Annotated in this window: 11 protein-coding genes, 4 pseudogenes and 1 other annotated feature; of the genes and pseudogenes, 7 read left to right on the top strand and 8 right to left on the bottom strand. The window is 40.2% G+C overall.

Annotated features, from left to right (window positions below; genetic code table 11):
- Positions 1-46: 46 nt before the first annotated feature.
- Positions 47-313, bottom strand: coding sequence for a helix-turn-helix domain-containing protein (locus tag H140_RS0104875; protein WP_019672543.1), 267 nt, complete (start codon positions 311-313; stop codon positions 47-49).
- Positions 314-560: 247 nt separating this feature from the next.
- On the opposite strand from H140_RS0104875, the gene H140_RS15090 reads away from it, so the two are divergent.
- Complete coding sequence (locus H140_RS15090) at positions 561-1,475, top strand: XRE family transcriptional regulator (RefSeq protein ID WP_156819085.1); 915 nt, start codon at positions 561-563, stop codon at positions 1,473-1,475.
- Between the two features lie 877 nt (positions 1,476-2,352).
- Positions 2,353-2,826 (top strand): annotated as a pseudogene (locus tag H140_RS16200) (IS3 family transposase); the annotation flags it as partial.
- Positions 2,641-2,757: a sequence feature (AL1L pseudoknot), on the top strand. Its footprint overlaps the pseudogene before it by 117 nt.
- Positions 2,827-2,864: 38 nt before the next feature.
- Here the strand turns inward: H140_RS16200 and H140_RS13965 are convergent.
- Both H140_RS13965 and H140_RS16480 read right to left on the bottom strand, forming a co-directional pair.
- Positions 2,865-3,389 (bottom strand): annotated as a pseudogene (locus H140_RS13965) (IS1 family transposase); the annotation flags it as partial.
- Between the two features lie 105 nt (positions 3,390-3,494).
- Positions 3,495-3,671 (bottom strand): annotated as a pseudogene (locus tag H140_RS16480) (IS1/IS1595 family N-terminal zinc-binding domain-containing protein); the annotation flags it as partial.
- 224 nt (positions 3,672-3,895) lie between these two features.
- On the opposite strand from H140_RS16480, the gene H140_RS13970 reads away from it, so the two are divergent.
- The gene (locus H140_RS13970; protein ID WP_019672547.1) at positions 3,896-4,087 is read left to right on the top strand and encodes an excalibur calcium-binding domain-containing protein; all 192 of its coding nucleotides are present in this window, start codon (positions 3,896-3,898) and stop codon (positions 4,085-4,087) included.
- 474 nt (positions 4,088-4,561) lie between these two features.
- Positions 4,562-5,464: a formyltetrahydrofolate deformylase gene (purU, locus tag H140_RS0104905; RefSeq protein ID WP_019672548.1), complete on the top strand. Its 903-nt coding sequence runs from the start codon at positions 4,562-4,564 to the stop codon at positions 5,462-5,464.
- Between the two features lie 211 nt (positions 5,465-5,675).
- On the opposite strand, the gene H140_RS0104910 is transcribed toward purU, so the two are convergent.
- From H140_RS0104910 to dxs, 3 genes are all read right to left on the bottom strand, one after another.
- On the bottom strand, positions 5,676-6,308 hold the full coding sequence (locus tag H140_RS0104910) for a hypothetical protein (RefSeq protein ID WP_019672549.1): 633 nt from the start codon (positions 6,306-6,308) through the stop codon (positions 5,676-5,678).
- 49 nt (positions 6,309-6,357) lie between these two features.
- Positions 6,358-7,191, bottom strand: a complete 834-nt coding sequence (locus H140_RS0104915) for an inositol monophosphatase family protein (RefSeq protein WP_019672550.1) — start codon at positions 7,189-7,191, stop codon at positions 6,358-6,360.
- Between the two features lie 114 nt (positions 7,192-7,305).
- A complete protein-coding gene (gene dxs, locus H140_RS0104920; RefSeq protein ID WP_019672551.1) occupies positions 7,306-9,483 on the bottom strand; it encodes a 1-deoxy-D-xylulose-5-phosphate synthase in 2,178 nt (725 codons plus the stop codon).
- An 862-nt stretch (positions 9,484-10,345) separates the two neighbouring features.
- On the opposite strand from dxs, the pseudogene ribA reads away from it, so the two are divergent.
- The 3 genes and pseudogenes from ribA to H140_RS0104935 all read left to right on the top strand — a co-directional run.
- Positions 10,346-10,999: pseudogene (gene ribA, locus H140_RS13975) on the top strand (GTP cyclohydrolase II); the annotation flags it as partial.
- A gap of 213 nt (positions 11,000-11,212) precedes the next feature.
- Positions 11,213-12,199 carry an oxygen-dependent coproporphyrinogen oxidase gene (gene hemF, locus H140_RS0104930; RefSeq protein ID WP_019672553.1) on the top strand — a complete coding sequence of 329 codons (987 nt, stop codon included), beginning with the start codon at positions 11,213-11,215 and terminating at the stop codon, positions 12,197-12,199.
- Positions 12,200-12,341: 142 nt separating this feature from the next.
- Entirely contained in the window at positions 12,342-12,791 is a 450-nt protein-coding gene (locus H140_RS0104935) for a c-type cytochrome (protein ID WP_019672554.1), read from the top strand.
- Positions 12,792-12,998: 207 nt separating this feature from the next.
- On the opposite strand, the gene H140_RS0104940 is transcribed toward H140_RS0104935, so the two are convergent.
- Both H140_RS0104940 and gloA read right to left on the bottom strand, forming a co-directional pair.
- Complete coding sequence (locus tag H140_RS0104940) at positions 12,999-13,946, bottom strand: mechanosensitive ion channel family protein (protein ID WP_019672555.1); 948 nt, start codon at positions 13,944-13,946, stop codon at positions 12,999-13,001.
- Positions 13,947-14,157: 211 nt separating this feature from the next.
- A complete protein-coding gene (gene gloA / locus H140_RS0104945; RefSeq protein WP_019672556.1) occupies positions 14,158-14,703 on the bottom strand; it encodes a lactoylglutathione lyase in 546 nt (181 codons plus the stop codon).
- Positions 14,704-14,743 lie beyond the last annotated feature (40 nt).

A 14,743-nucleotide genomic window follows, 5' to 3' on the forward strand; every position in this document is an offset into this window, starting at 1 on the left:
AAAAATCTATATTCAAGTTCAGTTTACTAATCCATGTCAGAAGCATTTAGTTTGAAGTACATGACTTCTCGCAACTATCAAGATATGCATCAAGATGCTTTTTACGATACATAACATGCCTGCCCACTTTGCTGTATGTAATTCCGTTTGACTGATGACATCGCATGTGCTGCAAAGTGTGCAATGATTTTCCAATGTATGCCGCGGCAAACTCTGGAGAAAACGGTGTGTTTTCATCCGCCTCTGCAACTTTTTGCTTCAGAAGCTCTTTTTCATCATTTGTATATTCTGACCAATTCTTTTTACGTAGCATGATTTAATTCCTGACAAATATAGGAGGTTATGTTTAATAGCACACACATACAGTTTACTTAAGAAACTTTTAATAACAATACAAGTTTCTTATAATTACATAAAAACAACAAACTATGCGTAAATCTGAGATTCCCCCCTAATATCTATAAGAAAGACTTAATGCAAGACCTTTTAACTGTTTCTCCGATAAGTTTCTTATGATATAATCTCTTAAAGAAACTTTTCGGTACTTGTGGAGTGATATCTTGAGTAATGATTTAAAGCAGATTGCTAATAGAATTAGACAATGCATGAAAGAAGAAGGACTTAAGCAGGTTGATATTGTAAAAACAACAGGAGTCTCTAAGGGGAGTGTATCGAAGTGGTTATCTGGAAAAGCTAAACCAAGTGGAGAGTCTTTACTGCGTCTTTCGCAAGTTTTAGATACATCAGAGTATTGGCTATTACACGGTGAAGATCCTTATACAGGGTATTCAAATATTGACGATGCTCAAGATTATTTCAACGCATTAGATGAGAATAATAGAGATCTTTATATTAAGGAGCTAGGTTTAGACCCAAAGCTTCCGTATAGCATCAGATTTCTTAAACAACAGTATGAGCAACTTGATAGTGATCGTCTTGATGAGATTGAGGCGGCCTATACGAAGTCGCTTGAGCAATTAGAACCATCTGATGAACAAATCGCGGAGCTTGAAGATAGGGATTGGGATTGGGAACTAGAAAGTGAAGATGATTTTAAAAATAAAGAAATTCTTGATCGTATTAAAAACCACTCAACTGTAGATGACTTTATAGATAACTATCAATATTCAGATGAACTAGCTCAACCACAGTCGCAAGTTGCGCGTCGTGCTCATGCCCGTTTAGAAAAAACTCTATTTTATAGACAAACAGACCGCAGTATGGAACCTATTATCACAATTGGTGCACAGTGTTCCATTGATTTAACAAGGCGCCAGATTAACAATGGTCAGCTATACCTAATACTAAGACATGACTTCCTAGGTATAAGAACTTTGTTTATCCAGTCTGATGGTAGCTTGCTACTGAAACCTAAGAACTCAGACTATCCAGACGAGAGCATTTCAAAATCAGAAGTTAATAGCTTGCAAGTGATAGGGCATGTATATGCTTGGACTAATATCAATCCTTGGTAAAGTCTCTTATGGGCATTTATCAACTATAACGTGAAACTGTTACTTAAGACTATATAAAAGATGGCAATAATTTCTTAGATACTTACGGCTTAGTTGTTATCTATATTGGATACAGACAACATGATTAGAGTTGTGTTTAGGTTACACTTGAGTTGTGAGCATATTATGGATACTTAATCACGGTTTCTTTTATTTTAGTTAAACGAATTTTATTACTAAGAGATGTCGTCTGCCTGTATATTTAAATGGCTTTTTTAGTATTCTTAACTAAATAATAGTCCGTCGTATGAATCATCTGCACTATACAATTACTAATACCAAGTTTCATAATTAAGCTTTGAATAATGTATTACTCTTTATCTTGATACTTTTTTGATACTTGAAAAATATTGTTACATATTTTTATTTATAGGTTAAAGTTGCTAGTTACACTATAAGTATTTGATTATTAAATATTTTTACACCCAATAATTGATTGTTGTCGTTAGGTATAGCTAACTATATTAATCAACTAAAGGATTCAAAATCCGTTGCCTTTAAAAGCGTGTCGGTTCGAGTCCGACCACCGGTACCAATATTAAAAACCCTTACAGATTATAGTCTGTAAGGGTTTTTTATTGCCTGCTGTTTTTTTAACGCTCCTCATTAGCAATGTACACCGTGGTTTCACTCGGGCATAGCTCTTGTCTCCCGCGTGTGCTCCGCACAGTTGCTTATCCACACTCATATGCCAAAGATTATTGAGAGTGTGAAAGATATTTATGACGTTGATATCTCAATTAGCTTCGTTTCAAGGGTTACGTAGAACATCTTAGATGATATTACAGTGAACCGCCCCGAGATTGTCGGAGACTCAACGCTCCAAGAGAATACGACAATGAAAACACGAAACTATACCCCCGAAATGAAAGAGCGAGCCGTCCGAATGCTAATTGAAGCTAAAGACGACTACCCATCCACCTGGTCATCCATCAAAGCCATAGCGCCTAAATCCTAAAAATTAGGATAGGTTGCACGCCTGAGACACTACGATCATGCATAAAAAGCACATAGATAAAACCATTCCTGCAAATATTCAAGCTCAAAGCCAAGCCGAGCGTATCAAAGCGCTTGAACGTGAGAACAGAGAGTTAAAGCAAGCCAATGAGATTATAAAGAAAGCTGCCGGTCTTGAAGCCCAGGCGGAGCTCGACCGCAAACCCAAATAATGGTTGATTTTATTGACGATCACAAACAACAATATGGAGTCGAGCCAATCTGTAGAGTATTACCGATTGCTCCATCCACATACTATCGTGCTAAAGAGCTAGAATTGAGTCCTGAAAAACGTTCACAGCGTAGTCAGCATGACGACTTCTATCTGGTGGTGTTTCAAAAAGTATGCCGACATTAGACATACCCATAATTGATGTAAAAGAACAGCATATCGAAGGTCTTAAAATGGTTATCGAGCTTTTTAGAGAAACCACAAGTTTTTCTAAAGGCTCGTCTTAATCTTTGTCTTATTCGGCAGTTATTGCCTTCAATACCGATAGTATGTTTTTTACCAATTCGTTTATTGTCAGCTTTGAAAGCAGTGATAAAGCTGTCCCAGTTGTCCATAGCTATATACCCATAGTCAACTTTAAGCTGCATGAGATGGGCTCTAAGCTTCTTAGCTGTCTTTAAGTTACGCTTGCCCCATACATAAGCTACTATCTCACCTGTGCTACGGTCATAGGCATAAATGAGCCAAACTTTACGCTTCTTCTTGCCTACATACGTCCAAAACTCATCGACTTCAAGTCTTCGGTAGTACTGTCGCTTCGGGGTGAGTTGGTATGTCCAACCTTGTATTGTGTTTAGTATCTTACCTATGCTCACAGTAGCTATTTCAGCAATATCTCGAATGCCGCAGCCTCTAACTAATACCTTTTCTAAAAAACAACCTATCTTTGCCAAACTTGCTAAACCTACTATTTGTAGCATTTGTACTCGTTTTCCTCGATATCTTAATTTTCAGATTTGGTATAACATTAACCTAATTCTGCTTTCTATGGTTGAATGACAGCCTTGATAGGTTAAAGCATGGTCGCCAATAAATTGGCGTTTACAACTCTTACATTGGTAGTTTTGCTTACCATAGCTTTTTTTACCGTTTTTCTTTACACTTGTACTGTGACAGTCGGGGCAGTTAAGTTCTATTTGTGTCTTCATAACCTCAAATATAACATCTGCTTTGGCTGTCACAACTTCTTTTCTACTTCAGCATACTTTTTGAAACACCACCTTTTTATGAACTCACTAGCAATAAAGAGTGTAGTTTGTTGAACATAATTTACTCCCACTCTAGACACCCTATCCCCACTTGATATAATTAATCTACCTACTTTAAGTAGTATTCTTTTTATAATTTAACGATTGGTTATAGGATGAATGGTATGAAAAAAGTATTGATGAGCACACTTTGTTTTGCACTATTATCAATAAGCTTTTCTGCACAGGCAGCTAGAGTTAAATGCGCCGACTTTAAGTCGCAAAAAGAAGCCCAGGCCTATTTTGATGCAAAGAAACCTGGGTATAAAAGCCTGGATCGAGACAAAGATGGTATCGCTTGTGAAGCACTGAGATAGAACCAGTCATATCATTGATTTTTAATATCAATACCCCACTCTCAACTAATTACAATCCCATGTAGGCTGGTGCTTTTAGCCCAGAAAAACCTAATTATAGCTAAATATGCTGGGCTAAAGCCACAGCCTACGCAAAGAGTTGAGATTGGGGTATCAATATAACCTACTCGATGAGTGGGTTATTTGATTTCTAAGCCTAATCAAATACGACAAGTAGCTTATACCAAATCTAAAAATTAAGCTATCGAGGAAAACGAGTGCAAACGCTACAAGTAGTAGGTTTAGCGAGTTTGACAAAGATAGGTTATTTTTCAGAAAAGGTATTACTTACTAACAACGCCATATCTATCAATTGCTGGTACAATATAAGGATAACTTACCAACTTATTTATTATTAACAAAGTAGTTTTTAGTGGTATTAATCTTAAATTACTTCTGCTATTCCCTCACATAATCAATTAACACGAGTAAGATATGTCAAAGCTCATCTCAAATGATAAAAAGTCAAACAACAATGCTAACGCTTTCGATACCGCAACTCTCTTAATAAAATGCCGCGACCAAGCGGGTATCGTCCAAGCGGTATCTGAGTTTATATTCCGTTACGGTGCCAATATCATCACCTTAGATCAATACTCGACCGCCCACGAAGGCGGACAGTACTTTATGCGCTTAGAGTTTGCCTTATCTGGCCTAAGCGATATTATGGAAAACTTTAAAGCCAGCTTTGATCATACGGTTGCCAAGCGTTATGAGATGGAGTGGCGCTTGCATAACAATGCCATCAAAACCAAAGTAGGTATCTTAGTCTCCAAGTTTGACCATGCCCTACTAGATCTGCTATGGCGTCATCAACGTGGTTTATTAGATTGTGATATCACCTGTGTTGTGAGCAACCATGAGGATCTACGTCAAGCGGTAGAAAACTTCGGTATCCCCTTCCATCACGTGCCAGTCACCAAAGCGACAAAGGCAGAAGCGGAAGAGAAAATCCATCAAATTATGGCTGATAATGACTTATTAGTGTTGGCCCGTTATATGCAGATTTTATCTGAAGATTTTGTAGATCGCTGGCCGATGCAGATTATCAATATTCACCACTCTTTTTTACCTGCTTTCGTTGGAGCTGATCCCTATCGTCAAGCCTTTGATAAAGGAGTTAAGCTCATCGGTGCAACTGCCCACTATGTGACAGCCGACTTGGACCAAGGTCCTATTATTGAGCAAGATGTGCATCGTGTTACTCACCGCCAAGGCGTGACCGAACTGCGTGCCATTGGTCGTGATGTTGAGCGCAATGTGTTGGCACGAGCGGTCAACTGGCATGTGCAAAATCGAGTGATTGTAGCAGGAAATAAGACAGTAGTGTTTAATTAAGTTTAGAACTTACGTACGAGTAGATATTATGGCAACTGGTAATCATTTATGAATCCTCTGAAGGTAGAGAAAAACGCTCCATAAATAATAACCAGTCGCTTTTAAAGCCTTAAAATCGTATTTTTGGGTAAGTCCTAAAGTTGTGTTTCATCAAGTGATGATAAAAAATAAGCCCTGCTTTAAAACAGGGCTTATTGTTGGTATTTACAATCTAAATATAGCGACTGCCGTTAGCTGGCTCAATTAGCAAGCGTACACCCATTTCAGAGACATCACAGACATAGACCTGATCATTGATGACGATGACCGTACGTTGTGGTTCTTTTTGCATAACAAAGCCAGATACTGCCTCGTTAATCAAATCCGACACTCTGGCGCTGGCTTCTTTTTGACTAAGCTTAGAGTTTAGGGACTGTGCAGAAGCGGCAACCAGTTGAGTTAAGCGAGCCGCCTCTTCAGAAATGGTATCGTCAAAAGGCATGGTATAGGTGAGCTTTTGTAACTTATCTGTTTCGCTACTTTCACCGACCATGCTGATTTTATATGAATAGTCACTAATAAAGACGTTATCCGACTCACCCTCAACCACTTGCGTCAAGGTTTCACCTTCAAAGTCGGTACCAGCTAGTAGCTCGCTGACTTTATTACCATAGTCAGTGATACTAATGTCAAAGCTTGGTTTGACATTAGCATGAGCGTCATTTTTATCAGTTGCATCATGCCCATGTGCGACAGTAGGTGCTTCACTTTGTGCCTTGTCTGTATTCACATTATTGTCAGTTTGCCCACAGCCAACAAGCAACGAGCTAGCTGTGATGAGTATGGCTAAGATGGCTTTTTTCATGATTGTGTCCTATTTGCCTCTTGAGTGTAACAATAATATTCTACATCACTTAACCACGTACCGCATTGCCCCACGTTGGTACAACCATTTTCATCAATGGTTTTAATAACTTCACATTACACGCAAAGATAGAGCCTGTTTGCATGGCGTTATGAGCACCATTATGATCGACCACGACACCACGTGCTTCATTGACAATAAGCTCGCCAGCTGCAATATCCCAAGGCTTTAACTTCATTTCAAAGTAACCATCAAAGCGGCCTGCTGCCACATAAGCCAAATCTAGAGCAGCTGAACCTAAACGGCGCACTTGCCCACCCTCTTCAGCAATCTTTTGCAAGGTTGCAAAATGCTCTTTGGCATAAGACACCACTTTATCACCTTCTTGGCGCTCTAGAGGATGGCCCGTTGTAAATAGACCACCTTCAATAGTTTTGCGTTGACTGACTTGTAAGCGGCGTTGGTTCAAACGCGCACCTTTTCCACGGCTGGCAGAAAACATCTCATCACGAATAGGATCATAAATAACACCATGCTCAGTCACGCCATTATGCTGTACGGCAATTGAGATACAAAAGTGAGGGACACCATGCACAAAGTTATGAGTACCATCTAGTGGATCTATAATCCAACACCACTCTGCATCACTGCCTTGACCTTGTTGCAGACCAAACTCTTCACCCAAAAATGAATGGTTTGGGTAATTGTATTTTAATGTCTCTATTGTCAACTCTTCACTAAAGCGGTCAATCTTAGTGACAAGCCCCTCAAGACCTTTTGACTCTGTATTAAGTTCAATTTTATGACGATTGTTGTGTGCTTTTAATAGCTCAGCACCAACTTTTTCAGCAGCACGAGCTGCTATGACGACCATGGGTTCCATAATTTTCCTATTTACTTTGACTAAAACAGTTGAAAGCTTAGCTGCTAATGGCAGCTAAGGGTTGTTGATTGAATGCTTAAGATTTTATACCATCAATTTAAGTCGCTTGTTGAGTTAAGTCGCTTGTTGAGTTAATGTATGCAGATTGAGTAAGGACTGTAAGCTCTTAATAACACCCACAGCGTCCAAACCACAGTCTGCTAACTGCTGCTCATGGCTACCATGGGCAATAAACCTATCAGCAATACCTAGATTGCGTACCTGTGTCTGATGCAATGTTGTCGCATTGTGATTCAGTAGATACTCATTGACGGCACTACCAGCACCGCCCATGATTGCATGCTCTTCTAAAGTCAAGATGTACTGACATCCTTCTGCAAGTAGACTATCGATAAGATCAGTATCTAGTGGTTTCACCCAGCGCATATTAACCACAGTGATTTCAATTGGCATATCACTTACAGTGGTCTCAATAAAAGATTGGGCCGCTGTATTTGCAGTCGCAACTAATGGCCCAAAGGCCAGTAAAGCAACTTTTATTTGCTGTGCGTCAGACCCAGTGCTTGAGGACTGATGCACAGCGTCGATTTGTGCTTTACCGATTGGATAGACTTGTACTGGCTTGCTAACTGCCACCCCTGGACCAGTACCACGAGGATAACGCACAGCAGCTGTACCTGGGTAGTCATAACAGGTGTTTAATAGCTGGTAACACTCATTTTCATCTTTTGGCGTGGCAATAATAATATTTGGCACACAACGCATATAAGCCAAGTCAAATACACCTGAATGGGTCGCACCATCTTCGCCAACCAAGCCAGCGCGGTCTATCGCAAAAGTAACATCCAAATTTTGCAGTGCAATATCATGGATCAACTGATCATAGCCCCGCTGTAAAAAGGTAGAATATATAGCTACAATTGGTTTCACACCTTGGGTTGCCATACCGCCCGCCAAGGTAACCGCATGCTGCTCTGCAATCGCAACATCAAAGAAGCGATCTGGGTACTGCTGAGCATACTCTGTCATACCAGATCCTGACTCCATCGCAGGTGTGATAGCCATTAAGTTATCATCAGTCGCGGCCTTGTCACACAAGAACTCACCAAACACTTGTGAGTATTTCTTTTTTGGCAATAGAGTAGTTGACTTACTGGATGTCGCTTCTGTTTTTGTACCGCTATTGGTGGCTAACTTACTAATGGCATGATAGGTAATCGGATCTCCTTCGGCTGGGATAAAGCCCTTACCTTTAATGGTATAGACATGCACCAACACTGGACCTGACACCTGCTTAGCACGCTCCAAAACTCTGAGCAATTCAGGTAAATCATGGCCATCAAAGGGACCAAAATAGCTAAAACCTATGGCTTTAAATAGATTATCTGCGACTTGAGGAATATCGCGTACTTGCTTGTGACGAGCTCGGCGATCTGATAATGGAATTTCAGGACGGGGGACAATATTAGGCTTGCCTTCAGTGGTAATATCGACTTGATAACCAGATTCCCATAACATGGCAAGATGACGTGAAAAGCCACCAATCGAGCAAGAAATGGACATATCATTGTCATTGAGGATGACCATTAAGTCTGCGTTTTGTTGCACTGCATCATTCATGGCTTCAAATGCCATACCCCCAGTCATAGCACCATCACCCACCACACAGGCAACCTTGGCATCTTGCTTTAGATGACGAAGCGCCAGACTCATACCAAGACCTGCAGAAATGGCAGTTGAAGAATGACCGACACCGAAGGTATCATACTCTGACTCTTGGCGCTCAGGAAATGCAGTCAGTCCATCTTTGGCGCGAATAGTAGTCAAACGCTCTCGGCGACCAGTGAGCACTTTGTGTGCATAAGCCTGATGCCCAACATCCCATACCAGTTTATCTTCAGGAGTATCTAGTAGATAGTGTAGCGCTATGGTTAACTCCACCACACCTAAGTTTGCCCCAAAATGCCCACCACTTTGCCCAGCACAATACAGTAAATAAGCACGCAACTCATCAGCTAAAGTTAATAGCTGCTTACTATCTAATGGCTTTAAATCAGCAGGCGAGTCTATGCTATCTAATAAAGGGGTCACAGGGCGCGATGTAGGAATATTGCTAAATAGACGCATGGTGGCTGACGCTGTACTTTCGACATCAGTCGCCTTATCAGTGTCTGGCTTGACTGACTGTGAGCGCGCTGGCAATGAAGCTGCTGGCAATGAGTCTTCAGAATATGAGTCCACTTGTTGCGAGGGCGCAGGCTTGGGCGTAGTTGAGTTTGAATATTGCTGCATAGACCTTACAAAACCTACTAATCTTAGTATATAGACGCTGCCTATTGGGTAAATATCAGCCGATTGGATAAGTATTAACCGATAGCGTGAGCATCAAAGTGAGTGAATATGGGTGAAAATAATATATCTGACTATCTACATCCTAACGACAAAAGCACATCTCTTGACTGTAAGTTCATTAAATTTTTAGTCCGTTACTACTTTTTAGTCCGTTGCTACTTTTTAGTCCGTTACTATAAGAAGCATTGAAAGTCTTTAAGCAGTATTAAGGAACTTTGAACGTTAAAAAACTTTAAGTGTTTAGAGTGACTTTAAGTGTTAAAAGTATTGAGCCTATTCATACAATACGATATCAGACCTGTGCATCTTCTGCACAGATAAAAAACGGATGACTGTCTTTTTATACTTTACCAGACTTGTTCTACTACTCTTGATATTTCGCTATTTGTCATCATTAACCTAGCTAGGATAGGTTATAATCTTTACAGGATGAGCTATAAGCTTAAAACGCTGTCTGCAAACCTTGCCTTAAACGTAGTTCCACTGTAGCAAACACTGTATCTGGATTAAGAGTATGGCATAATAGCATTTTTTTTCATTTAGCGCTTTATTCATCCTGCTCCCTATGTGAATTTTCTATGTATTTAGTTTACCTATGTTATTGACAAGGGTATGTTATTGAATGGGACGTGTCTTTATTTTGAAAATAGTAATAAAAACAATTGTACGAATTAAGGACACACCCGAGTGAGTGAATTCTACGACTCTCAGTGCTACTTGTCACATAGACTGTACGTCACATATAAATAATCTACCAAACTAATATCAACTTTATTCACGAATATGACTCTTTAGGTCTGTAATGTCTCAACAAATCACTAAAAATGCCAGTCCATCACCCTACAAATTTGTCAGTAAGGCCAAGTTGCCTACCGCTCACGGTGAGTTTGAAATACATGTGTTCGAAAACGATGAGCACCAAGAGCATGTGATGTTGACTTGTGGCTTGCCCCTTAGCGACACCAAAGATCAGAAGGATGCTAACAATGATAGCAATGCCAAAAAAGTACCACTCGTACGTATCCACTCTGAATGTTTAACTGGTGATGCATTTTCGTCATTAAAATGTGATTGTGGTCCACAATTAAATGCCACCATGCAAGCCATACAAGAAGAAGGCTGTGGCGCTATTTTGTATTTGCGTCAAGAGGGTCGTGGTATCGGCTTAACGAACAAAATTCGAGCTTATGCCTTACAAGACCAAGGTCATGACACCCTCGATGCCAATTTATTATTAGGCTTACCTGCCGATGCCCGTACTTACGAGATGTGTAAACCCATGCTCGATCATGTTGGCATAACCAAACTACGTCTAATGACCAACAATCCAGAAAAACTTAGCTATCTTGAAGACTTAGGCTTTGAGGTGGTTGAGCGAGTTCCTTTAGTAGTGGGGTTAAATCCTTTTAACCTCGATTATTTAGCTACCAAGCGTGAGCGTATGGGACATCACTTAGCGCAAAATATTAGCACACAGTATTTTAAGCCAATGCCAAACAGCAACCTTAACCGCACAAGCAACAACAATATAGACAGCTCAATCACAACGAATCTAGATGGCTTACATAATACAGACGACCCAGGTATCTCAAAAGGCTCAGATAATCCAAATAAATAGCTCACAATAAAGCCGATTACTCACACTTATCAGCAAACGGAAACGCATTTGATGACCTCACAAGATCGTGATCTAAACTCTATCGAACTACCCCCACCCAGTGGCCAAGATATTGAAAAAGTACGTCAATTTTTAGTACAGCTGCAAGCGTCTATCTGTCAGGCTCTTGAAGCACAAGAAGCCGATGGTGGTGGCTCAGCAACCTTTATCGCAGACGACTGGGATCGCCCTGAAGGTGGCGGTGGTCGCTCTTGCGTTATGGCAGGTGGTAAGGTCATTGAAAAGGCAGGCGTCATGTTTAGCCACATCCATATTAACAACCTGCCCGCCTCTGCCACTGCCCGCCATCCAGGCATCGCTGGACGCAAAGCACAAGCAATGGGGGTATCTTTAGTAGTACATCCTCGCAACCCTCATGTACCAACCAGTCATGCCAATGTGCGTTTATTTGTAGCAGAAAAAGACGGTGAAGATCCAATATGGTGGTTTGGTGGAGGCTTTGACTTAACCCCTTTTTATCCTGTATTAGAAGACTGTGTACATTGGCATCAGGTGTGCCATGATCTATGCGCCAACTTTGGGGATAATGTCTATCCTGAATTTAAGCAATGGTGTGATGATTATTTTTACTTACCTCATCGCGATGAGCAGCGTGGCATTGGTGGATTATTCTATGATGATGTGAATAGCGATACTCGAGGCTGGGATTTTGAGACCTGCTTTAAGTTTATGCAAGCAGTGGGTCAGGGTTACTTAGATGCTATCCTACCAATTTTTGATAAACGCAAACAAAGTCCTGTCACCGAACAGCAGCGTCAATTCCAACTATACCGCCGCGGCCGCTATGTAGAATACAATCTAGTGTATGATAGAGGCACCTTATTTGGCTTGCAAAGCAAAGGGCGTATTGAGTCTATCTTAGTGAGCTTACCGCCGTTAACTGGCTGGCACTATCGCTATGAACCAAAACCTGGAACACCCGAACATGAACTGACTGATTTTTATCTAAAACCTAAAGATTGGTTAAACTTAGCCTAGTCTCTGTTTACAAATGCTAATGAGCTTTTAAAAAAGTTATGTTACAATTAGCGGATAACCGTCTCGGTTAACCTCTAATTTTTTGTATTGCCATCAATAATCAATTGATTGGAATAAAAAACAACCTAAAAAGGACTTAGCCATGCAATTAAAATCTTTATTGCTAGCCACTGTACTTCCTCTTAGCTTAATCTTAGCTGCTTGTAATAGTGGTCCAAGTGACTCTGTAAAAGCCCGTCAAGGTGATATGAAAAACTGGAAAGACGCTACTGGTGTCATGAAAGATATGGTAGAAGCACCAGAGACCTTTGACGCTGATAAATTTAAACAAGAAGCTGACTTTTTGGCAAAAGATGCCTCTAATCCATGGCAGTACTTTGATGATGAAAACGATACAGGTGGTGCTGAGCCAACTGTTTGGTCTGACTCAGAAGGCTTTAAAGCAGCCGCTGAACAATATAAGCAGGCCACTTTAGAGCTTCAAGCTGCGGCGCAAACTGCTACGTCAGTAGAAGACATCTTGCCAGCCTTTAGTAAGGTCGGTGAAAACTGTAAATCGTGCCACGAAGGCTTTAAAGCACCCCAAAACTAATAACCGATCAACTCATACAGGCAATGAGACACATGTTTAATGAAATATGAGTGCCATTAATGAAATATGAGTGCCATATTAGTTTAATAATCAACTGCCATAATGTGTTAAAAAAACTTTGTTTAATTTGCACCAAACCCATAAGTTGGACACAGCTTATGGGTTTTTTTATTGGCTATTACAAATTAAGAACACGTCCTAGACGGCTTAATGTGAATGTAAGTTTGTATCTTGCTCTTGCATCACATCCTTTACAACTGCTTTTGCTGAGCCATCACTAAAATCAAGGGTGCGAATCGGAAAGGGAATGTTAATACCAGCTGCATCAAGATAATCCTTTATAACGACAATCACTTCATGAATAGAAGCCACTTTATTGGCTTGATTACCATCGTCAATAAACCATCTAACTTTTAAATCAATACTTGAGTCCCCAAATCCTGTGGCGATCACCGAAGGTTCCGCTAACTTAGAAACCGTTTTTGCACTGTCCAAAGCGGTTAATATTTGTTGTTTTGCCTCACGAATATCATCGTCATAACCAATACCTACACTTAGCTCAAGACGACGGCGTTTATAAGCGGTGTTAACTGTTAACGCATTGGTATAAAGCTGCGAGTTAGGAATCACGACCTGTCGGCCATCATAAGTACGGATAGTTGTTGCCCTTACTTTGATGTCCTCTACCGTACCTTCATACTCCCCTGAAATAATTTGATCACCTATTTTGAATGGTTCCGCTAACAGCAATAAAATACCAGAAAGTAAGTTTTGAAAAATATCCTTAAACGCAAAGCCGATAGCGACAGAACCAATACCCAATGCCCCAACTAATTTTGACGGTGTGAACCCTGGTACAGCAATAACCATCGCTATCATAAAACCAACAAACAAGATTAATGCGCCACCAACCCGCTGAAACACTCGAACCAAATTACGGTGAGCATGGCTTTTGCTTAAAATTTTGGTAACAACTCTTTTAAATACATAGGATAATAACCAGAAGACAAGTAACACAACCAGAGCAATGACAAAATAAGGAACACGTGCCAAAAAGTCATCAATCATTCTATTAACAGATGACGCAATGGTCTGATACTCATCAATTTTTTCACTTACCTTGTTGCTAATGTCAGTCACGTTATCTGTTGGCATATAAACTTCCTATCCAAAAATGAGGTGTGTATGAGGGAGTAATCCCATATCAAAAATGTAAAAACAAATATGAAAAAATTAAAACATAAATTCCACTAATAAAAAAGCAGCGCAAACGTTACCATCTATAAGTTAACGTTACACGCTGCTTGTTTTTTGTTACATAGCAAAAAGCTTGTCTAGGGCTGAGTAAGCTTTCTGTTAAACGCTCTTAACCCATTAAATCGGCTTGTACTATCTCAATCCAGTAGCCATCCACATCTTTGATAAAGGCAATATTTTTCATCTTACCCTCTTCTGGACGCTTCTTAAATTCAACCTTATTTTGATCAAACCAAGCTACCGCTTCTTCTAAGTTTGGTACGCTAAAGCAAATATGACCAAAACCCTGTGGCTGCGCATTACCATCGTGATAGTTAAAATCTGCTTGGTCTTCAGTGCCATAGTTATGCGTCAATTCTAAAATACCACGCTGACGGAAAGTATAAATTGCTAACTCCTCATCTGCGGGTAAGTTTTCACGCTCTTCATCAGTTAGCTTAGCTAGGAAGTATAAGTCGAACTCCATTTCTGGGAATTTCTTTATCGCCAACAGCGTCATACCCAAAACACCGGTGTAAAACTCTAAAGACGCTTTTGGGTCTTTTACACGCAACATAGTGTGGTTAAAGGTATAGCCATTGGTTGCAGAAGCAATGGGCTTTACTCCTTCTACTGTTAATGAATTTTTTGGCTGATCAATATAATTAGTAGACATGGTCATTTCCTTTATTAGTTAACAAAAATGAGTAGGTTAA

It is taken from the genome of Psychrobacter lutiphocae DSM 21542 (assembly GCF_000382145.1).
In the GTDB taxonomy this organism is placed as follows: domain Bacteria; phylum Pseudomonadota; class Gammaproteobacteria; order Pseudomonadales; family Moraxellaceae; genus Psychrobacter; species Psychrobacter lutiphocae.